Origin of the sequence: Bradyrhizobium sp. ORS 285, from assembly GCF_900176205.1 — a bacterium.
GTDB lineage: Bacteria > Pseudomonadota > Alphaproteobacteria > Rhizobiales > Xanthobacteraceae > Bradyrhizobium.
Window position 1 is genome coordinate 1,197,736 of record NZ_LT859959.1, and the last position, 20,970, is coordinate 1,218,705.

At 59.5% G+C, this 20,970-nt stretch carries 10 protein-coding genes and 9 pseudogenes; 11 read left to right on the top strand and 8 right to left on the bottom strand.

Features of this window, described 5'->3' with window-relative positions; translation table 11 throughout:
• Nucleotides 1-24 precede the first annotated feature (24 nt).
• Nucleotides 25-1,008 (bottom strand): IS3 family transposase, encoded by a 984-nt coding sequence (locus BRAD285_RS05270; protein WP_244563583.1) that lies wholly within the window; start codon nucleotides 1,006-1,008, stop codon nucleotides 25-27.
• A pseudogene (locus tag BRAD285_RS36130) lies at nucleotides 975-1,064 on the bottom strand (transposase); the annotation flags it as partial. The gene BRAD285_RS05270 and the pseudogene BRAD285_RS36130, both read right to left, overlap by 34 nt.
• 241 nt (nucleotides 1,065-1,305) lie before the next feature.
• On the opposite strand from BRAD285_RS36130, the pseudogene BRAD285_RS05275 reads away from it, so the two are divergent.
• Nucleotides 1,306-2,461 (top strand): annotated as a pseudogene (locus tag BRAD285_RS05275) (IS256 family transposase).
• A 342-nt stretch (nucleotides 2,462-2,803) separates the two neighbouring features.
• Here the strand turns inward: BRAD285_RS05275 and BRAD285_RS36135 are convergent.
• Nucleotides 2,804-3,236 (bottom strand): annotated as a pseudogene (locus tag BRAD285_RS36135) (transposase); the annotation flags it as partial.
• 28 nt (nucleotides 3,237-3,264) lie between these two features.
• On the opposite strand from BRAD285_RS36135, the pseudogene BRAD285_RS05280 reads away from it, so the two are divergent.
• Together BRAD285_RS05280 and BRAD285_RS05285 are read left to right on the top strand one after the other, a co-directional pair.
• Nucleotides 3,265-3,975 (top strand): annotated as a pseudogene (locus BRAD285_RS05280) (IS256 family transposase); the annotation flags it as partial.
• Nucleotides 3,976-4,032: 57 nt separating this feature from the next.
• A pseudogene (locus BRAD285_RS05285) lies at nucleotides 4,033-4,596 on the top strand (IS66 family transposase zinc-finger binding domain-containing protein); the annotation flags it as partial.
• A 139-nt stretch (nucleotides 4,597-4,735) separates the two neighbouring features.
• Here BRAD285_RS05285 and istB read toward each other — a convergent pair.
• A complete protein-coding gene (gene istB, locus BRAD285_RS05290) occupies nucleotides 4,736-5,560 on the bottom strand; it encodes an IS21-like element helper ATPase IstB (RefSeq protein WP_006611535.1) in 825 nt (274 codons plus the stop codon).
• A complete protein-coding gene (gene istA / locus BRAD285_RS05295; RefSeq protein ID WP_244563594.1) occupies nucleotides 5,557-7,059 on the bottom strand; it encodes an IS21 family transposase in 1,503 nt (500 codons plus the stop codon). Before istA ends, istB begins: the two co-directional genes overlap by 4 nt.
• A 218-nt stretch (nucleotides 7,060-7,277) precedes the next feature.
• On the opposite strand from istA, the pseudogene BRAD285_RS05300 reads away from it, so the two are divergent.
• Nucleotides 7,278-8,288, top strand: a pseudogene (locus BRAD285_RS05300) (IS66 family transposase); the annotation flags it as partial.
• Between the two features lie 2 nt (nucleotides 8,289-8,290).
• A pseudogene (locus tag BRAD285_RS05305) lies at nucleotides 8,291-8,534 on the top strand (hypothetical protein).
• A 29-nt stretch (nucleotides 8,535-8,563) separates the two neighbouring features.
• On the opposite strand, the pseudogene BRAD285_RS36480 reads toward BRAD285_RS05305, so the two are convergent.
• Nucleotides 8,564-9,357 (bottom strand): annotated as a pseudogene (locus BRAD285_RS36480) (transposase); the annotation flags it as partial.
• Between the two features lie 236 nt (nucleotides 9,358-9,593).
• Here BRAD285_RS36480 and BRAD285_RS05315 point away from each other — a divergent pair.
• From BRAD285_RS05315 to BRAD285_RS05340, 6 genes are all read left to right on the top strand, one after another.
• Nucleotides 9,594-11,687, top strand: a complete 2,094-nt coding sequence (locus BRAD285_RS05315) for a methyl-accepting chemotaxis protein (RefSeq protein ID WP_006613087.1) — start codon at nucleotides 9,594-9,596, stop codon at nucleotides 11,685-11,687.
• Nucleotides 11,688-12,109: 422 nt separating this feature from the next.
• On the top strand, nucleotides 12,110-13,888 hold the full coding sequence (locus BRAD285_RS05320; protein ID WP_244563584.1) for an ATP-binding protein: 1,779 nt from the start codon (nucleotides 12,110-12,112) through the stop codon (nucleotides 13,886-13,888).
• A 2-nt stretch (nucleotides 13,889-13,890) separates the two neighbouring features.
• Nucleotides 13,891-15,252, top strand: coding sequence for a sigma-54 dependent transcriptional regulator (locus BRAD285_RS05325; protein WP_006613090.1), 1,362 nt, complete (start codon nucleotides 13,891-13,893; stop codon nucleotides 15,250-15,252).
• Between the two features lie 943 nt (nucleotides 15,253-16,195).
• Nucleotides 16,196-17,113, top strand: coding sequence for a LysR family transcriptional regulator (locus tag BRAD285_RS05330; RefSeq protein ID WP_006613091.1), 918 nt, complete (start codon nucleotides 16,196-16,198; stop codon nucleotides 17,111-17,113).
• 357 nt (nucleotides 17,114-17,470) lie between these two features.
• Nucleotides 17,471-17,857: a transposase gene (locus BRAD285_RS05335; protein ID WP_006611429.1), complete on the top strand. Its 387-nt coding sequence runs from the start codon at nucleotides 17,471-17,473 to the stop codon at nucleotides 17,855-17,857.
• 383 nt (nucleotides 17,858-18,240) lie between these two features.
• Nucleotides 18,241-18,492 carry a hypothetical protein gene (locus BRAD285_RS05340; protein ID WP_006612545.1) on the top strand — a complete coding sequence of 84 codons (252 nt, stop codon included), beginning with the start codon at nucleotides 18,241-18,243 and terminating at the stop codon, nucleotides 18,490-18,492.
• A gap of 36 nt (nucleotides 18,493-18,528) precedes the next feature.
• Here the strand turns inward: BRAD285_RS05340 and BRAD285_RS05345 are convergent.
• Nucleotides 18,529-18,627 (bottom strand): annotated as a pseudogene (locus BRAD285_RS05345) (transposase); the annotation flags it as partial.
• A 190-nt stretch (nucleotides 18,628-18,817) separates the two neighbouring features.
• Nucleotides 18,818-20,317 carry a hypothetical protein gene (locus BRAD285_RS05350; protein ID WP_157681663.1) on the bottom strand — a complete coding sequence of 500 codons (1,500 nt, stop codon included), beginning with the start codon at nucleotides 20,315-20,317 and terminating at the stop codon, nucleotides 18,818-18,820.
• Nucleotides 20,318-20,970: the final 653 nt, after the last annotated feature.

The window sequence follows — 20,970 nt, forward strand, 5'->3', positions numbered from 1 at the left end:
CAGAACTAGAGTTTTGCGCCCTGATCACGGTGGCGGGCCGGTTGCGCCATCGTGGTTTTGCAGCAGAATCGGCGGTTTGTTGCCGATCGCGCCGTGCGGCCGTTCTTCGTTGTAGGACCTGCGCCAAGTCTCCACTTTTTCCTCGGCATCCGCAAGCGTCAGGAACCAATGGGCATTGAGACATTCCTCCCGGAAGCGTCCGTTGAACGCCTTGATGAAAGCATTGTCCGTCGGCTTGCCGGCCCTGGAGAAGTCCAGCGTGACGCCGCGCTGATACGCCCAGACGTCGAGATCGCGCGACACGAACTCGGTGCCTTGATCGACACGGATCGTTGCCGGGAATCCCACTTCATTGCAGACTCCTTCCAGTATCTCCACGACATCGGTGCCGCGGAAAGTGAACCGCGGTGTCAGCGCTGGCGAGAATCGGGAGAAGATGTCGACGATCGTGAGCACCCGTAGCTTACGTCCGGTTGCCAGCTGATCGTGGACGAAGTCCATCGCCCAGGTCTCGTTCGATCGCGTCGCCGGCCTGCGATCATCCCGCAACTTGGCCCTGACTCGACGCTTCGGCGCCTTGTTGCGTAATTGCAGGCCCAATTCGCGATAGACCCGCCGCGTCTTGTTCTGCCCGTGGCGCCATCCTTCGCGACGAAGCACGACGTGAATGCGGCGATAACCGTAGCGGACGCGAACCTGACAGATCTCCCTGATCCGTTGTTCGAGGGCGGCCTGGTCGGAGCGACGGGATCTGTAGTGGTAGGTCGACCTGTCGAACTCCAGGGCGTCGCAGGCCCTGCGGATCGACACCTGCCACTTGCCGCAGATCTCGTCGACGAGCTTGCGCTTCCGACCAGGCTTCACAGCTTTCGGCGGATCATGTCCTGCAGCATCTCCTTGTCGAGCGACAGATCGGCCACCAGCTTCCTCAGCTTGCCGTTCTCGTCCTCGAGCTGCTTCAGCCGCCGCATCTCGGTCGGCAGCAGCCCGTCGTACTTCTTCTTCCAACTGAAATAGGTCGCTGGGCTGATCTCGGCCTTGCGGCAGATGTCCGTGACCGGCACGCCGTCGTTGCCCTGCTTCAGATGAACGCCTTCTGGGCGTCCGAAAACTTCGAGGCCTTCATCGTCTTCCGCTCTTCCCAGCCGGGGAATCGGCAGCGCAAGACTCTAGCCAAAAATGGTCCAGTTTCCCGGCCTCAGATCACCCCATAGCGCTGTAGCGGGTGGACTACTTTGCGGTGGTCACCGGCGATTGCCCGGTAGGGTCGGGTTGTTGACACCAACTTGAATCGAGGAACCATCGATGACCGACGAGATGATGAACCTTCGCGCGCTCCTGCAGAAGGCTCCGGACGCGGATCGTCTGCGCGAGACGATCGGCTTTGCAGGCCCAGCGGTTGATGGAGATGGAAGTCGCCGGCTGAGCTGAGCATCCTATGGCGAGAAGAGCTCCGAGTGTCTGGCGCAGCGCAACGGTTACAGTGAGCGGACCAGGGAGACGCGCCGGCACGGTCGAGCTGCGCATCCCCAAGCTGCGCAAAAAGGGCCACTTCCCGGGCTCCTGGAGCCGCGCCGGATGGTTGAGAAGGCGCTGACAGGAGGCCTACGTCCAGGGCGTCTCGACCCGCCCGGTCGACGACCTCGTGCAGGCGATGGGGATGAGCGGCATCTCCAAGAGCCTGGTGAGCCGGCTCTGCGGCGAGATCGCCAACAAGAGCCTGCCCCCCCCCCGCGAAGGCTGGGGTGAAGGCCTTCCTCACTCGTCCGATCGAAGGCGACTGGCCGTATCCGTGGATCGACGCCACCTACGTGAAGGTGCGGCAGAACGGGCGCATTGTCTCGATCGCGGTGATCGTCCCGATTGGCGTCAACAGCGACGGCCGGCGCGAGGCGCTCGGCATGGACCTCGGCCCATCCGAGGCCGAGACGTTCTGGACCGCATCCCTGCGCAAGCTCGCCGCCGCGGTTTACGTGGCGCGAAGCACGTGATCTCGGATGCTCACCAGGGCATTAAGGCCACCGTCGCCTAGGTGCTCAATGCCATCTGGCAGCGTTGTCGCGTTCACTTCATGCGCAACGCTCTCGCTCATGCCGGTAAGAGCGGGCGCCGCGTGGTTTCCGCCGTCATCGCCACGGCTTTCGCCCCGGACGACGCCGAGGCAGCCAAGGCGCAATGGCGCAAGATCGCCGACCAGATCCGTCCCGACGTGCCCAAGCTCGCAGCCCTCATGGATGAGGTCGAGCCTGACGTGCTCGCCTATATGAGCTTCCCGGCACAGCCACGCGCCAAGCTGCACTCGACCAATCCAATCGAGAGGGGCAATAGCGAGATCAAGCGCCGCACCGAGGTCGTCGGCATCTTCCCAAACGAGAATGCAATCGTCCGTCTCGTCTGCGCCATCCTGCTCGAACAGAACGACGAGTGGGCCGTCCAGCGCGCCCGCTACATGACGCCGTAAACCATCGCGCCTTTGAGCGATGATCCCATTGCTGGTCTGCCCGCTATGGCAGGCTGACCAGCTCGGCCCGCACCGGACGCGTTCGGTGATCCACTATGCCAGCTACACCACTCCCTACGAGATGATCTCCCGCTGAAGCAAGATGCACGCCCGCCGACAGCAGAAGCCGCTCACTGGCGAGCTCACGCAAGTGCCCTCGAAGCTCGGTCAGATGGTCGCTGAGGTCGACTCTAAACCGTCTTGGGGAGAAGAGTAGAAATATAACGAGGGCCGGCCGCCCCTAAGTGTCCTGAAGCAGAAGTTCGCAACATCGGGCCTTGTTTTTCCCGGGGCATTATAACGACAGAAGCGCTCGATGGAAGCAAGGATGTCGTCGGCGGATTTGGTCGATCGGAACGGTTTCGGATCGGCGTTGTGTCGTTCGATGAATTAGGCGATGTCTGCCCTGAGGGCCGCCGCGCTGCGATAGACCCCGCGCCTGATCTTCTTATCGGTGAGGAGCGAGAAGAAGCGCTCCACCTGGTTGAGCCACGACGAACTGGTCGGGTCAGGTGGACTTGCCAGCGCGGCCGTTTTACCAGCCATCTTCAGATCAAGGGCGTTTTGAGCTTGGCGTAGTTATCCATGACCAAGTGAACGTCGAGCTCAGACGGCACTCTCGCTTCAATCTCGTCGAGGAACTTGTGGAACTCGGCTGTGCGATGGCGCCCGTGGCATTGCCAATCACTCGTCCGGCTGCGATATCGAGGGTCGTGTCCCCGGGCGTGGTGTAACTCGGTAGAGCAAAGCCGTCCGCCCGCGCCTACGTGAAGGTGCGCCAGAACGGGCGCATCGTCTCGGTCGCGGTTATCGTCGCGATCGGCGTCAACAGCGACGGCCGACGCGAGGTGCTGGGCATGGACGTCGGCCCGTCCGAGGCCGAGACGTTCTGGACCGCGTTCCTGCGCAAGCTCACACGCCGTGGACTGCGTGGCGTGCAGCTCGTGATCTCGGATGCTCACGAGGGCATCAAGGCCACCGTCGCCAAGGTGCTCAATGCCACCTGGCAGCGTTGTCGCGTTCACTTCATGCGCAACGCTCTCGCTCATGCCGGTAAGAGCGGGCGCCGCGTGGTCTCCGCCTTCATCGCCACGGCCTTTGCCCAGGACGACGCCGAGGCAGCCAAGGCGCAATGGCGCAAGGTCGCCGACCAGATCCGTCCCAACGTGCCCAAGCTCGCCGCCCTCATGGATGAGGCCGAGCCTGACGTGCTCGCCTATATGAGCTTCCCGGCACAGCACCGCGCCAAGCTGCACTCGACCAATCCAATCGAGAGGGTCAATGGCGAGATCAAGCGCCGCACCGAGGTCGTCGGCATCTTCCCAAACGAGGAAGCAATCGTCCGTCTCGTCGGTGCGATCCTGCTCGAGCAGAACGACGAGTGGGCCGTCCAGCGCGCCCGCTACATGACTCTGGAAACCATCGCGCCTTTGAGCGATGATCCCATTGCTGGCCTGCCCGCCGTGGCAGGCTGACCAGCTCGGCCCGCACCGGAATCGCCCGGTGATCCACCATGCCAGCTACACCACTCTATGGGACACGATCTGGCTGTCGCCCGCGCGAAAGCCTCGGAAGACAGCGCGCTGATCGCCCAGCAGAAGCTGCAGATCGCCAAGCTGCGGCATCAGATCTACGGACAACAGTCGGAGCGCTCGTCGCGGCTGATCGAGCAGTTGGCGCTGACCTTCGAGGAGCTGGCGGCCGACGCCACCGAGGACGAGCTGTCGGCAGAGCAAGCCGCGGCCAGGACGACGACCGTCCGCGGATTTACGCGCAAGCGTGCGGAGCGCCAGACCTTCCCGGAGCATCTGCCGCGCGAGCGGGTTGTGATAGATCCGCCGCCCGCGTGCGAGTGCTGCGGCGGCCATCGCCTGCGCAAGATCGGAGAGGACGTGACGCGGACGCTGGAGGCAGTGCCGCGGCAGTGGAAGGTGGTCGAGACGGTGCGGGAGAAGTTCTCCTGCCGCGACTGCGAGAAGATCAGCCAGGCGCCAACGCCGTTCCATGCCGTGGCGCGGGGATGGGCCGGTCCGAGCTTGTTGGCCATGATCATGTTCGAGAAGTTCGGCCAGCATCAGCCATTGAACCGCCAGGCCGTATAGCGCGACGATCAGGATGAGAACTTGGCGTCAATCTGGATGAGAAGATTGGAGCCGGGTGGCCGGATCATTGTCGCTGGCTCCCGGCTTGGCAAGGGCTGATTGACGCTGGGCGACAATCAGCATTGCCGCAGCGTCAATCAGCCGTGCTTTCGACCTCCTTCGGTGTGGCGTGAACCGGCGGTCGGCCGGCGCCGCGCTTGCGGCCGAGGGCGGCCTTGCGGCGGTAGCTCTCGACGTTCATCTCGATGATCGTGGCGTGGTGGACGAGACGGTCGACGGCGGCGAGCGTCATGGCCTGATCGGGGAAGATGCGGCCCCACTCGCCGAACGGCTGATTGGCCGTGATGAGCAGCGAGCGCCGCTCGTAGCGGGTGGCTATCAGTTCGAACAGCACGCTGGTCTCGGCCTGATCTTTCGACACGTAGGTGATGTCGTCGAGGATCAGCAGATCGTAGCGGTCGAGCTTGGCGATGGCCGCTTCCAGCGCCAGCTCTCGCCGCGCCGTCTGCAGCCGCTGCACGAGATCGGTCGTGCGCGTGAACAACACGCGCCAGCCGTTCTCGACGAGGGCCAGGCCAATGGCCGCGCTGAGATGGCTCTTGCCGCCGCCGGGCGGACCGAACAGCAGCAGGTTGGCGCCAGACTCGAGCCAGACGTCGCCCGCGGCGAGCGCCATCACCTGCGCCTTGGACAGCGTCGGCACGCTGTCGAAGTCGAAGCTCGCGAGCGTTTTGCCGGCAGGCAGGCGCGCTTCGAGCATGTGCCGTTCGATCCGGCGGCGACCACGATCGGCGACCTCGTGCTCGGCGAGTGCTGCGAGGAAGCGCGCGGCGGGCCAGCCCTCCTTGTCAGATTGCGCGGCGAGCTTTGGCCAGATCGCCTTGACGCTCGGCAGGCGCAGCTCGGTGAGCAGCAACTCGACGCGCGCGGCATCAATGGGTGTCGTCGTGCTGGTCATGCTGCATCTCCCGTGTTCGAGGTCATCGGCGCAAAGCCCAGGGACGCCAGTTCGTCGTAGGCGGCGAGCGGAGCAAGCTCGACGGCGACGTCGGGGACTGATGCCTGTTCGGGGCGGAAGCGGATGCGGAGCGTGGCGAGATCCGGCAGCCGTCCCGCATCGAGATCGGCGGCAATGGCCTCGGCGAGCTCGGCCTCGCAGGCCCGCTCGTGAGCGAGAGCAAGGGGCTCGACCGTGACCTTGCAGGCATGACGCTCGTCATATCTGTCCTGCAGCGTCTCGAACGCGCGTCGGTAGGCTGCCCGCGGGAACAGCTGATCGCGGTAGACGAGATTGGCAAGTGCCATCGGCTTGCGGCGCAGGGCATGGATGACGTGACGATAATCGACGACGTGTCCGCCCCGGCTTTCCGACACAGGCTGGCCTCGCCTGAGCATCGCGACCTGCGTGGTGCCGAGGAAGCATTCGAGGCGATCATCGAAGATGCGCACGCGCAGACGATGGCCGATCAGCTTCGAGGGCATCGTGTAGAAAACGCGGCGCAGGATGAAGCCGCCCGACGACGTCACGCGGATCACCTTCTCCTCGAAGTCGCTGGTGCGACCTCGCGGCAGCGGTGCCAGCATCTCCTTCTCGATCGCGATCCGCTTGACGACATGGGCGTTGCGCCGGCCGACGACCATGTCGACGAAGGCACGGTAGGCGTCGAGATCGGCGAAGTCGCGCGTGCCCCGCAGCAGCAGCGCGTCCTCCAGTGCCTGCTTGAGATGGCCATGCGCGCTCTCGATCGAACCGTTCTCATGCGCGATGCCGGCATTGTTGCGGGTCGCCACCATGCCGTAATGCTGCATCAGTTGCTCGTAGCGTTGCGTGATGTCCTCGCGCGCATCGATGGCGAGGTTGCGGAACGCCGCCGACAGGCTGTCGCTGCGATGTTCTCTGGGGACGCCGCCGAGCGCCCACAGCGCGTTCTGCAGGCCCTCGGCCAATGCGACGAAGCTCTCGCCGCCGAGCACGACATGAGCGTGCGCGAAGCCGGAGAACGCCAACCGGAAGTGATAGAGCCGGTGGTCGAGGGACGCGCCTGCGATGGTGATGCCCAGCACGCCGGCGTCGGTGAAGTCCGACAGGCCGAGCCGCCCGGGCTCATGCTCCTGGCGGAAGATGACGTCCCGCTCGGGGCCATTGAACGCGCGCCAAGCCGTGATGCGCCGCTCCAGCGTGCGCCGGATGTTGGGATTGAGGTCGGGATGGCGCCGGCGCAGTTCCTCCAGCACGCCAACCGCTCGGATCCCGGGCGCGGCCTTCAGGATCGGCTCGATCTCCGCGTCCCAATAGGCCGCCAGGGGATCAGGCCGGCGCCGGCCACGTGGCGCCTGCTTCTGCGAGGGCAGCCGCGGATCGGCCTCGATCCGGTAGGCGCTCGCCGTCGAAAACCCGGCTTTGGCCGCCGCGGCCTCCGCCGATAACGTCAGTCGGTAACTCATGTATAGCCTCATCTGGTGGTCGGTGATGTGGAGGCCAGGCAAGCCGTCGATCCCCTCTTGTCGAGACGAATCAACAGCTTGCGCCAACCCCACCCGGCCGCCAGACGGCCTGATAAGGCGCGCCGCCGGCGGGAGCGGTCCTCCGGTCGGGCTACGCCCTCCCTTAGTCCCGCTCCCGCCGGCGCTCTCTCATCCTGATTGTCGCTGGGTTCTCACCTTGATTGTCGCCGCGCAAGGCCGAGCGTTACGCCTTGGAAGGCGTGCCGATCGCGCTCTCGACCATGGCGGATGCCGTTGGATCGGTCTGTGCGTCGCTGGAACCTCTGCTACGCCTAGTCGAATCCCACGTTCTGGCGGCCGAGCGCCTTCATGCTGATGACACGACCGTGCCGGTGCTGGCCAAGGGCAAGACCGATACGGGGAGATGCTGGATCTACGTCCGGGACGATCGGCCGTTTGGCGGCGCCGACCCGCCGGCAGCGATGTTCTACTACTCCCGCGACCGCAGGGGCGAGCACCCGCAGAAGCATCTGGCAGGCTATGCCGGCATCCTGCAGGCCGATGCCTATGACGGGTATAACCAGCTCTATCTGGCGGAGCGCCAACCTGGAGCGATCCGCGAAGCGGCGTGTTGGGTACATGCCCGGCGCCCGTTCTTCGTCATGGCCGACATCGACGAGAACGCGCGACGCAAGGCTTCCGGCAAGAAGGACATTCCGCTGTCGCCGATCGCGGTCGAGATGGTGCGACGGATCGATGCATTGTTCGAGATCGAACGCTCCGTCAATGGTAGGAGCGCCGAGGAGCGCGTTCGGGTGCGGCAGGCGCTGAGCCAGCCTCTGGTCGAGGACCTGGAGGTCTATATGCGTGAGCAACTCGCCAAACTGTCCCGTGGCCACGACCTCGCCAAGGCGTTCAACTACATCCTCAAGCGCTGGCCGAGCTTCACCGCGTTCCTCGATGACGGGCGGATCTGCCTCTCGAACAATGCCGCCGAGCGCGGGCTGAGAGGCATCGCTCTCGGTCGAAAGTCCTGGCTGTTCTGCGGCTCCGATCGCGGAGGTCGGCGCGCGGCGGCCATGTACAGCCTGATCGTCACGGCCAAAATGAATGGTATCGATCCGCAGGCCTGGCTCGCCGATGTCCTCGCGCGCATCGCCTCTCACCCGGCTCACCGGCTGGACGAATTGCTGCCCTGGAAATGGACACCGGCATCAGCGCTCTCCGCTCGAGCGGCATAGCCATGCACGTCAACAAGGTTCATCACGTCACCACCCTCACCCAGGTCGCGAAACCTCGGGGAAGATGAAGGCTGGCTGATCGACGTGGCCAACGAGATGGAGATCGAGGACGGCGTGGTCTGGGTCTATGGCGTCGGAGAAGATGGCGTCCAGGCCTTCACCAACGCGGGCGTCGAAAATCTGATCGAACAAGTTCGAATGCACAAGGAGAACCAAGGATTGCTCAAACGCCGGCAATCCAGATAATATAGTCAGACTGCGGCCCGGATGCTTACGCTCTTACCGGCATGAGCGAGAGCGTTGCGCATGAAGTGAACGCGACAACGCTGCCAGGTGGCATGAGCACCTAGGCGACGGTGGCCTTAATGCCCTGGTGAGCATCCGAGATCACGTGCTTCGCGCCACGTAAACCGCGGCGGCGAGCTTGCGGAGGGATGCGGTCCAGAACGTCTCGGCCTCGGATGGGCCGAGGTCCATGCCGAGCGCCTCGCGCCGGCCGTCGCTGTTGACGCCAATCGGGACGATCACCGCGATCGAGACAATGCGCCCGTTCTGCCGCACCTTCACGTAGGTGGCGTCGATCCACGGATACGGCCAGTCGCCTTCGATCGGACGAGTGAGGAAGGCCTTCACCCCAGCCTTCGCGGGGGGGCAGGCTCTTGTTGGCGATCTCGCCGCAGAGCCGGCTCACCAGGCTCTTGGAGATGCCGCTCATCCCCATCGCCTGCACGAGGTCGTCGACCGGGCGGGTCGAGACGCCCTGGACGTAGGCCTCCTGTCAGCGCCTTCTCAACCATCCGGCGCGGCTCCAGGCGCCCGGGAAGTGGCCCTTTTTGCGCAGCTTGGGGATGCGCAGCTCGACCGTGCCGGCGCGTCTCCCTGGTCCGCTCACTGTAACCGTCGCGCTGCGCCAGACCCTCGGAGCTCTTCTCGCCATAGATGCTCAGCTCAGCCCGGCGACTTCCATCTCCATCAACCGCTGGGCTGCGAAGCCGATCATCTCGCGCAGACGATCCGCGTCCGGAGCCTTCTGCAAGAGCGCGCGAAGGTTCATCATCTCGTCGGTCATCGATGGTTCCTCGATTCAGGTTGGTGTCAACAACCCGACCCTACCGGGCAATCGCCGGTGACCACCGCAAGCCGTCCACCCGCTACGGCGCTATCCTTCAGCGGTCCGCTTTTTGATCGACATTGCTCGTGCATAGCGACAGCCGAATTATGGATTAACCCCGTAAATACGCGGGGGGCGAACATTACAAAGCGTTCATTTTTCTAAATTAATGCTAGGAAGACAGGAGAACAAACATGTTGAACCGTTTTACTATTTCGCAGTTGCTTACGGCCGGAATTGTAATGGCTGCTTTCGCGTTTCTGGCAGTTGTATCAGTGAGCGCCTGGGGCGCTTGGACAGTCTTGCAGACCGCCCATATCCTGACCACTACAGCGGACGCGTCATCCGAAATGTTCAAGGTTATGACGAGTGCGCGTGCAGACCGCGTAGGCTCCGCAAGATCGTTACAGAGCGAAGTACCCCTCGAAGCGGAGACAGAAAAATATTTGAAAGGCATCCGAGGAGCACTAGTCCCCGCAGCCGATAGGGCTATGAATTTGCTAGCCTCCAACAGCACTTTGTCGAAGCCGGCCAGCGTGGAGGACTTCCGGCGCCTGATGGAAGCGCTGAAGGTCCAGCAGCGCGAATTCTGGATCGAAATAGAGAAGCCGAAAGCGGTTAGGCGTGCTGCTTTAAGTAGCGAATATGTTGAGACAGAAAGCGCGCTCCTCGCAGTTGCGGAGGCAATATCTGACGATTTGAGGGCAAGAGTTCGACAGCAAAACTCGATACTGGATCAATTGCTAGCAATCAATCAATTTGCGTGGTTGCTACGCAAGACAGCGGGCGAGGCATCAGCGAAAGTAGGCGAAATGATGTTGGTTTCGGAGGTGAATCCGGCGGCTCGTTTAGTGTACGACAGACTAGTCGGCGGTACCGAGGTCGCTTGGAGCGCGCTGAAGCTTACGATGTCTGGTATGAGCATGTCACCAGCGCTAAGCGCTGCAATCAGCGAGACTGATGATGCCTATTTTGGCGACGCGTACTTGAGTGTTCGCGAAAAATTGGTGAATGCTGCGCTCAGAAATGAAAAAACAGAAATGAATGCAAGCCAATGGAGCGTGTATTCTGTCAATCGCTTAGCAGCTGCAACGAAGATCGCGGAGGCGGCGCTCGAAGATGCTAAAGAGTTCACTGGTAATGAAGAGAGAGGGGCGCTGAAGTCGCTGGTGGTACAGAGTGCGATGGTGGTGATTACGTTGCTTGTCGGCTGCGCTGCGATGATAATTTTGTCGAGGCGTGTGATTGGGCCACTGCACGAAATGCGTGACGCGATGCTCAAAGTGGCGTCGGGGGATCTCAGGGTGGAGAATGGCTTCAATGGTCGTCGAGATGAGATTGGAGCGTTAGCTTCAGCGCTCGAGACATTCAAGCGTCATGCGCTGGAAAAGATCGATATTGAAGCCCAAGAGCGGAAACGTAGCCTTGCAGCAGTGCGCCGACAAAAAGAGGTGGAAAGTCTAGTCGCGAGTTTTGAAGGTGTCGTGAGAAACTCGCTCAGTCAGCTGCGTAGTGCGTCAGAAGACATGCGAACAACTTCGCTTGATCTTACGAGCGTGTCGAATTTGAGCAATGATAGAGCGCGCAAAGCGGAGCGGGCGTCGAGTGATGCGTCCCTCAGCGTGCAAACAGTTGCGTCTGCGGCTGAACAATTAAATGCATCCATTACTGATATTAGCAGGCAGGCGGCTTTGGCTGCGGGTATCGCTAGTCGGGCAGTTGATCAGGCTCTCACGACAGATAGTACAGTACAAGGTCTCGCGAGCTCCGCCGGGCGGATTGGAGAGGTAGTAGTGCTGATAAACAACATCGCGTCGCAGACCAATCTTTTGGCGCTGAACGCGACCATCGAAGCGGCTCGGGCTGGAGAAGCTGGTCGCGGATTTGCCGTCGTGGCTTCAGAGGTCAAAATGCTTGCGAGTCAGACAGCTGGAGCAACTGAGGAGATATCGGAGCAGGTGTCCGGTATCCAGAAAGTCGCTGCTGACGCAGTTGAGGCGATTCAGCGTATAGGTGGTATTATCGCGCAGGTGAATGAGGTGGCAACCGCGATCGCTGCTGCAGTGCACCAGCAGGGCGCTGCGACCAAAGAGATATCACGAAGTACACAAATCGCGGCCGATGGAACGAGGCACGTGGCAAGTAGTATCTCGGGCGTTAAGTCCGATGCAGATACCTCCGCGGCTGCCGCCGATAACGTTAAGCGTACCTCGGAGGTTCTTGACGGGCAGTGTCGAAGTCTAAATGAACAAGTGACTGCGTTCTTGCGCAGCATTCAGGCTGCCTAGGAGCGAGAGTGCCGGGATGTCGGCAGACCTTGTCAACAAGGCGGGTGGGGTGTTGAGTCTGGCTTTGCGCGATTCCGGGCGATAGTATGCAAGATAGTGATTGTGGTGTTCTTGCGGATAGCAGGCGAAGACAGGCAAGGTCGTATCCCTTAAGTCAGCTGAGCCCTCTGGGAGAACGCGGCAGGATGGCTTCATCGCCATGCTGATCGTCCCGATCCCGAGCGGTGACGGAACCGGGAGTCTAGATGCTGGCACCTATTAGAGTGGCGCTTGAAAGCGTAGGGCCCATGGGACGTGCTATGTCCGACGCATTGGCCAGTAAAAAGTCTAAGCAGTCATTTCATATCCAAAAATTTGATGGTTTGTGGGCCGGCCAATATAGTCAAGCATTATCGGGTAAGTAGCTGAATCCCGGAGTGGAAATGCGTGCTATTCGTCTGCCTCTGCCTTCGACGCAGGTCGTTATGTTTGTGATCACCATAGTTGGGGCGGTATGGTGGCTAATATATACCCTGGCATGGAATGTCGGGCTGGTGCAGGTGGAGCGAGAGGCCAATGACCGACTCGCGCTCGTCGCTAGTACGTTTGATGCGACGGTCGCTCGTTATCGCTATTTACCGGCAGTGCTTTCCCTCGCAGATCCCATTCGCGATCTCTATCGAAAACCCGGAGATTCGGAGGTCGTTGCGGCCGCTAATCGGTATTTAAAATCGTTGAATGAAAGCGCTCGCTCGGCCGAGCTCTACGTCCTCGACAGCACAGGCCATGGTTTGGCGGCGAGCAATTTCGACAAGGAACCAAGCTTCGTCGGCGAGGAATATTCCTTTCGGACATATTTTAAAGACGCGATCAATGAAGGGGCAGGGGCCGACTACGCTGTCGGAACTACCACTGGGCTGCCTGGTTATTTCCTTTCACATCGAATTGTGGACGGCGGCAGTATCCTTGGGGTGGCGGTTGTCAAGATCGACCTTACGACGCTGGAGTCCAGCTGGAGCCGCGCAGGAGAGATGGTTGCCGTCCAGGACGAAGACGGAGTACTATTTCTTTCGAGCCGTCAAGATTGGAAGTATCGTCCCCTCCAGGCCATCTCCGCTCAGCAGATTAATGATCTGAACGTTAAACGCAAATTCGGTCAACCAATAAGCGCGACACCTGTGTTCTTGCGGGAGTCCCTCAGCCAAGGAGGTCAAATAGGTACCGCGCGCGGCCGCGACGGCTCTCAACGAGATCGGTTTCTTCTTAAGGCGCGTCCCCTCGAGCAGCGTTGGACCCTGCTTCTATTCTCGTCCGTTGAGGATGCGCGGTGGGAAGCTGCATTGATAGCGACGGTGTGCGGCTTCGGTCTGGTCGCGTCGTCGCTGGTCGTTCTGGTGGCTTACCAGCGCCGGCAGGCCATCAAAGCGAAACTTAGTTCGCATAACATTCTAGAGCAACGTGTCGCCGAACGGACCGACGAGCTAAGACGTACTCTTGATAGCCTTGCACAAAGTGCGAAGCTCGCGAGCCTCGGGCAGGCTCTTGCCGGGGTCGCTCACGAGATCAATCAGCCGCTCGCCGCAATGATAACCTATCTGGCGAGCAGTCGAGTGCTACTCCGTCGTAATCAGGTCGATCGTGCGACGGCCAATCTCGACATGATGTCGACGATAGCTGAACGCATGATGGCTCTGATCAATCACCTGCAGATGTTTGCACGCAATGAGCCGGGGGTGCGCGACATTGTTGACCTGCAGGAAGTGATTGAACACGCGCTTCGGCTGCTTCGGTATCGATTAACAAGTGAAGACGTCGAAATAAGGTACTCCGAACCTGTCACGTCGGTGCGCGTGCTTGCCAATCCTATCCGTATGGAGCAAGTGGTCGTCAATTTGATCTCAAATGCGTTGGATGCAATGCGAGAGAGCCGTCGCAGAGTACTCCAAGTCACGCTGTCACAGGTAGGAGATAGTGCCGTAGTCACCGTGAGCGATAACGGTGTTGGAATAGCTGAGGAGCATCTCGGAATGATTTTCGATCCATTTTTCACAACAAAGGGTGTTGGAGAGGGGCTTGGGCTCGGGCTCTCGATATCGTACGGGATTGTTCGTGAGTGTGGAGGAGAGATTTTGGTAAGCAGCACGCCGGGGCGGGGGGCGACATTCAAGGTAACGGTTCCTATCGCTCTGAGCGCGCCGCCGCAGCTTCTACGCGAGCTTTAGGTATGATCGGGTCAATACTTGTTGTTGACGACGAGGAAATCGTTCGCAATTCACTTCGCCAATGGCTTGAGCTTGGCGGCTTTGAGGTTTGGGTTGCAGGGGGGGCGCCAGAAGCTATCGAGGCGGTGCGTAAAGCCGCGCCAGACGTTGTGCTGACGGATTATCGTATGGCGCAGCGCTCGGGGCTTGACTTGATGCGTGATGTTTATCGCATTGACCCCGATATTCCGGTAGTGATGCTCACTGCGCATGGCGACGTGCCGTTAGCAGTTGCCGCAATGCGCGAGGGCGCGTACGATTTTCTTCAGAAGCCATATGATCCCGAGCTACTTTCGGCGGTAATGTCCCGGGCGACCGAGCGACGAAAATTAAAGCGGCAGTTGCGTCAACTCGCAAACCGGGTAGCAGCTCCGGACTCGATCAATGTGAGATTGATCGGTCTTTCAAAGAGTGTGGCGGCAATCCGCGCTAGCGTTTTGGAGTTGGCCGCTCATGACCGTAGTGTGATTATCTCGGGTGAGACTGGAACCGGTAAGGAGGTAGTGGCGCGGGCGCTGCATGACTACGGATCACGATCGAGCGCGCCATTTGTGGCGGTAAACTGTGCGGCAATTCCGGCAGAATTGTTCGAGAGTGAATTATTTGGTCATGAAGCGGGGGCGTTCACGAGCGCACGTGGCATCCGTATTGGAAAGTTCGAGCACGCCAGCAGCGGTACATTGTTGCTCGATGAGATCGAGAGCATGCCGCTTTCGTTTCAGGCCAAGATCCTGCGGGCCCTCCAGGAACGGGTTATCGAGCGAATAGGATCAAACAAGCTGATCCCCATCGATGTTCGCGTTATCGCCGCAGCGAAAGGGGATCTTGCTGCAGAAAGCCGTCATGGGCGTTTTCGGTCGGATCTGTATTTTCGACTTGCGGCGGCGGAAATTCATCTGCCTCCACTCCGTGAACGTGGCAACGATGTTTTGCTGCTGTTCGAGCACTTTGCAGATGCTGCCGCAAAGGCAGTCGGTCGTCCCCTGTCGCCGCTTCGAACGGATGATCTCGATGCGTTGCTTGCTCACGAATGGCCGGGCAACGTGCGAGAGCTGAAGAACGTTGCGGAAAGGTATGCGCTCGGAATAGCGGCTACGGGACGAACCGTAGGCGAAATCCTAAGACGTGGAGATAATGGGGACGTTGCGCATCGTTCCCTCGCAGATCGCGTGTCGGTCTATGAGCGGACTCTCATCGAAACTGCTCTACGCGACAGCGACTGGTCGATTACTGCCGTGACCGAGCAACTCAGGTTGCCGCGTCGAACCTTAAACGAGAAGATGGCAAAATATGGGCTGTCGCGATCGAGGCGGGAGGATCTTTAGGGGTGTGCGAAGTGCGGAATTTTGCCGATTGCGACCTTGGCGTCAGCGAGATTTCGCGTGTCACGGCGGAGAATGGGAGAGCGACGAGCGTGAATTGATGAGTTGCGTCGGTTTTCCCGCTGTTCTGGAGCAGTTAGGGTGGTTGGCATGGCTGTTGCTAGTGTGTTGCCAAGGCGTCCTATCGTTCAACGTGGAATCGAAGCGATGGTCATTCGAATTGGTCAATTCGTTAACGGACAATAGAGCTGAGTGGTTCTCAATGAGTCTATGGAATGAGTTTATCGAGAGTGACGCTGGACCGAGTTTAGCGGTATCGGGCGCAGTTGTGGCTGCCTCAATGCGCGGATCGCTCTAGTCTGCGTCTATAGGGTGCGGCTTGAGTTGCATCGTCAATGGCTTGATCAACAAGCTGGTTGGTCCTCGTACACGTCGAGTTGGAGTGGCGGGTTTACGGGAAATTGTAATTGAAGCGGAGTTGGCAGGTCCTTGTTTGCACTTGACTAAGATCTCAGGTGCGCGGACCAAGACGTTGTTGCTCTGCTCGTTCAGAGTTGAAGCTGGTGCGGAGTCGCTTTGTGGTCTGCTGATACGTTTACTTGGACGGAAGCGGCTTGGCGGCAGTCGAGGATTCAGTATGCGAGGAAGTGGGCCATCGGCGATCGGCGCTGTGTATTCTCTTAGCCCTTGGGGAAGTACGGCGATCTCTTGGTCGAGGGGCCGCTGGTCAGCTAGGAGGCGGAGGGGGGAGCGCGGAGGCGTTGAACGGTGCATTAGGTTGGCTCCTGCTGGCGCAGAGCGTAAGTGCGGCGGTTTGTAACCGTCATAACGTGTAGCGAAATTGACCCAATCGCGAATCGGGTATCCGGGCTGACGCAGAATGTCGTGCTGGTCGCATAAGGGCGATCGGGACTGAAGCTATAATATAGATAACGGATGATACGATATGCGTTTCAAGGGGCTTGATCTAAATCTACTTGTGGCGCTGGACGCGCTCATGAGTGAGGGTAGCCTCACTGCTGCGGCGCGCAAGATTCATCTTAGTCAGCCTGCTATGAGTGCTGCTTTGGGTAGACTGAGAGCGTACTTCAATGATGAGTTGTTTATCATGAAGGGGCGTGGGCTGCTTCCCACGCCTCTTGCGAGAGATCTGGCTGCGCCTACGCGAGAGGCGCTGCTGCACATACATCTCTCGATAGCGTCACGTAAGACCTTCGATCCGGCAAAGTCCGAGCGTTGCTTTCGTGTTGTTCTGTCGGATTTTGCAACATTGGTATTCTTCAGAAGCGTTCTTGCCCGGGTGGCGCGCGAGGCTCCGGGCATAAGAGTTGACCTGATTCAGTTTGATGATCAGCCTGATGAGCTGCTTCGTCGCGGCGAAGTGGATTTTCTCATATTTCCAGAAATGTATATGTCGACGGACAATCCAAGTGAACGATTGTTCGATGAAAGGCTGGTGTGCGTTGGATGTCAGTCAAATGAAAGGCTATCGAAGGAGTTAAGTATTGAGCAATTTTCCGAAATGAGGCATGTCGTAGTAAGATTTGGACGATCAAATAAGCCTGCAATCGATGAAGGGTTGTTGATGGAGTGCGGTCAGAAGCGTCGGATTGATATTGTTGCGTCGAGCTTCAGTATTATTCCGCCACTGTTGCTGGGGACTGACCGAATAGCCACCATGCATTCAAGGCTAGCGATGCACTTCGCGTCTTTCATGAGTTTGCGGATTGTGGAGTTGCCGTTGCCGCTTCCTGAGTTCACGGAGGCAGTTCAATGGCCAGAGCTTCAGGACAGTGATCCAGCCAGCATTTGGATGCGCCAGATAATGTTCGAAGAGGCGGAGCGTATGAGGTCATTATCGTAGGGCGGAGGCCGTTACGCTTGGGGGAGTGCGTCTGTGAAGGAGGCTCTGTATTCATCAGAATGGCTATACAACGCTGCCGTTGAATTGTGTTAAGCGGCTGGACGGTCGAGCGCGCCGGGCGGTGCGTCGTAAAAAGGGGCGCAGTGGACGGTCGATGCTGAGCTCTCACTAAAGCGCCATCGAGTATCGAAGGAAGTCTGCGTCGGTTTCACGTGGAGTGGCGCTCGCGAAGCAACGGCAATTCGTGGGGCTTCTCGGCGCGGGCTAGGGGAGCGCGTTGTTTTTCTTCAGAATCGGATTCCCAAGGGAGGCAATCTCTGATTCAAGCTTCATGCTGGGGTGCGGAGGCCAGCATGGATGACGCGACCGTATTCGGAAGATATCCGTGAGGTTGCTCTGGCGCGGGCAGATGCCGGCGAGAGCGTGCGCTCGATTGCAAGCTGTCTCCAGATCAGCCCGTCCTGCATCCCGAAATGGAAGAAGCTGAGGCAGGAGACCGGCAATATCACACCTGGCAAGATCGGCGGTCACAAGAAGCCAGTTCTATCTGGAGACAACGCCGATTGGTTGCGTCAACGCATCCGCTCGGGGCCTTTCACGCTGCGTCAACTGACAAAGGAGCTGGCGGCCCGCGGGATAAAAACAGATGTTCGCGCGGTGTGGACCTTCGTACATGCTGAAGGGCTGAGCTATAAAAAAAACGATCCGCGCAGCCGAACAGGATCGCCCAGACGTCGCTCGTAAGCGGACGCGCTGGAAAGCTCACCAGGACAAGATTGACGTCTCCCGCCTGGTCTTTATCGACGAAACTGGTCGTGTCCCCGGGCGTGGTGTAACTCGGTAGAGTAAGGCCGTCCGCCCGCGCGCTCCTCCCCATTGCGCCGTAGCGTTGGACAGCTTTGCGGTGGTCACCGGCGACTGATCGGTGGGGTAGGGTTGGGTTGCTGACATCAACCTTATTTGAGGAACCACCGATAACCGACGAGATGATGAACCTTCGCGCGCTCGTGGAGAAGGCCGCGGACGCGCATCTTCTGCGCGAGATGATCGGCTTTGCAGTCCAGCGGTTGATGGAGATGGAGTCGCCGGGCTGAGCTGATGACCTTGCCGCTCGGGCTTAATCCAGTTTGAAGTTCGTTCTGGCCCCTAGACTAGAGAGGACCACCCTCACCCAGGTCGCGAAAGACTTCGGGGAAGATGAAGGCTGGCTGATCGACGTGGCCAACGAGATGGAGATCCAGGACGGCGTGGTCTGGGTCTATGGCGTCGGAGAAGATGGCGTCCAGGCCTTCACCAACGCGGGCGTCGAAAATCTGATCGAACAAGTTCGAATGCACAAGGAGAACTCAGGATTGCTCAAACGCCGGCAATCCAGATAATATAGTCAGCCTGCGGCCTACGCCGGATGCTTACCTCACGCAATGCTTGCGGCACAGATCGGCGACCGGAACACCAGTCTCGTGCTCCTTCAAAATCCCGATGATCTGCTCTGCCGTAAAGCGGCTGCGCTTCATGCTCTGGTCCTCGTTGCGGGCCAGAACGAACTTCAAGCTGGATGAGGCTTGAGGGGCAAGGCACTCGGTTCGCGACCTCGGATCATCGCCGTCACCGCCGCTTCCTGCGCGACGCAGAGCCGCGCAGGGGGCTCTGCGTCGCGCAGGAAGCGGCGGTGACAACCCACCAATGATCGAATAGTGTCAGGGATCAGCTCGGTCGGTCCCGAAGCCCCGCTGAGTTGTGGAGTGGTAGCAAGGGCATAAGCTGATCGTCCAGTATCCGCCAGAGCTCATCCTGGTCGAAGCTTAACTCCGGCGATGTAACGGCTGGACCTGGCTGACTCACTCTGTCCGATGGATGACCGACACGTGAGCTGTCCGACACCAGCAGCGTCGCCGTGTTCAAAGTTTCAGCCCGCAACCAATCTAGCTCATTCGAGTTATCCGGAAGCCCCGCTGAGTTGTGGAGTGGTAGCAAGGGCATAGGCTGATCATCCAGTACCCGCCAGAGCTCATCCTGGTCGAAGCTTAACTCCGGCGATGTAACGGCTGGACCTGGCTGACTCACTCTGTCCGATGGATGACCGGCACGTGAGCTGTCCGACACCAGCAGCGTCGCCGTGTTCAAAGTTTCAGCCCGCAACCAATCTAGCTCATTCGAGTTATCCGGAAGCCCCGCTGAGTTGTGGAGTGGTAGCAAGGGCATAGGCTGATCCTCCAGTATCCGCCAGAGCTCATCCTGGTCGAAGCTTAACTCCGGCGATGTAACGGCTGGACCTGGCTGACTCACTCTGTCCGATGGATGACCGGCACGTGAGCTGTCCGACGCCAGCAGCGTTGCCGTGTTCAAAGTTTCAGCCCGCAACCAATCTAGCTCATTCGAGTTATCCGGAAGCCCCGCTGAGTTGTGGAGTGGTAGCAAGGGCATAGGCTGATCCTCCAGTATCCGCCAGAGCTCATCCTGGTCGAAGCTTAACTCCGGCGATGTATCGGTTGGACCTGGCTGACTCACTCTGTCCGACGGATGACCGACACGTGAGCTGTCCGACACCAGCAGCGGCGCCGTGTTCATAGTTTCAGCCCGCAGCCGATCCGGCTCATTCGAGGCATCCTCAAGCCCCACTGAGCTGTGGAGTGGTAGCGAGGGAACAGCTCGATCTTCCAGTATCCGCCAAAGCTCATTCGCGTCGAAACTTAACTCCGGCGACGCGACGGCCAGATCATCCCCCGCAGGCCAAGGCGCGCCGCTGCCGGAAGCGCTCTCCGCGTTACGATAATCGCGAATCATGCCCAGGCCGGCAATAATGCTCTTATTGCCGGGAAACAGCCCCTTTGCGAGTTTAACCAGCTCCGGATACTCAAAGTTGGTCATTCGTTGACCATTTGCGTTAAGCGTCCCAGCGAACCTAAGAAGATTTTTTACGTAAACGCCTACGGCCTTCTTAGAGCGCCCGCTCGCACCTGCAGCAGCCTCAATCAGTCGTTTGTCTTCGACAGCGGGAGGATGATCTTCACGAACTCGACGTGCAGGTCGGGTGTCATGCTCACGGTGCTCGCGAAGCACCATCAACGCGTCGTCCATTTCATTGTCACTGCCGAATGTCCTTTTCACGTGACCGACGAGCGAGTTGTGATCGAGCGCGGCGATCGTTTGTTTCTGAGACTCGAGAGACTTCGCTATTCTACGAAGAATACGGTCATATTTCATGACTGTGCTCGGTAACCATCCACGGCGTGCCGCAGCTGCTTGAATTGCTCCATCGATCAGACTCTTGTCTTCCGAAGGGGGAACATAATGTCTAGGTGCATCAGCCACCCTAGAGTCACGATGCTTACGAAGCGCCCCTACGGCGTGGCGCATTTGCTGGTCGGCAGGAAAGTAAAGCCACGCATGATCAAGCAGGGACGCGTGGTCGAGTCCGGAGATAGTCTTGCCTCGCGAGACAAGATGATTCCCAAGTTTTCGTAGAGAACAGGCATAGTTCCGAGCCGTTTGCTCTTGCACATTCCTCCGCACAGCGCTCGTTTTAACCGCCTCTATGAGGTTTTCATCTTCGCTAGACAGATGAGGATAGGCCGGGCGCGGGGTATCGCTAGCAATGCTGGCTTCAGCCGCCGCCTCACCTAGTCGCTGCTCAAAATCCGTTCGTGCACCTTCGTTCGCTCGCGCCGCCTGAGCTGCCTGTTGTCGCCCCAACAGATGAATGGAACCTCTGGATTCCGGGGGCAATCGATCGCAGGTGCTAGGGTCCATGGCAGCCTCGTACACGCTAGGGAACTCAAAAAGCAGAGATTACCTTCTATCCGTGACTGCTGATCAAAAGCTGACGGCCTGAAGTGTCTGACAACTTGCCCTTCTGC

Coding starts and splice junctions, on each gene's coding strand:
- BRAD285_RS05330 (WP_006613091.1), top strand. CDS start 16,196: ATGCGTTTCAAGGGGCTTGATCTAAATCTACTTGTGGCGCTGGACGCG.
- BRAD285_RS05315 (WP_006613087.1), top strand. CDS start 9,594: ATGTTGAACCGTTTTACTATTTCGCAGTTGCTTACGGCCGGAATTGTA.
- BRAD285_RS05320 (WP_244563584.1), top strand. CDS start 12,110: ATGCGTGCTATTCGTCTGCCTCTGCCTTCGACGCAGGTCGTTATGTTT.
- istB (WP_006611535.1), bottom strand. CDS start 5,560: ATGACCAGCACGACGACACCCATTGATGCCGCGCGCGTCGAGTTGCTG.
- BRAD285_RS05350 (WP_157681663.1), bottom strand. CDS start 20,317: ATGAAATATGACCGTATTCTTCGTAGAATAGCGAAGTCTCTCGAGTCT.
- istA (WP_244563594.1), bottom strand. CDS start 7,059: ATGAGGCTATACATGAGTTACCGACTGACGTTATCGGCGGAGGCCGCG.
- BRAD285_RS05335 (WP_006611429.1), top strand. CDS start 17,471: ATGACGCGACCGTATTCGGAAGATATCCGTGAGGTTGCTCTGGCGCGG.
- BRAD285_RS05325 (WP_006613090.1), top strand. CDS start 13,891: ATGATCGGGTCAATACTTGTTGTTGACGACGAGGAAATCGTTCGCAAT.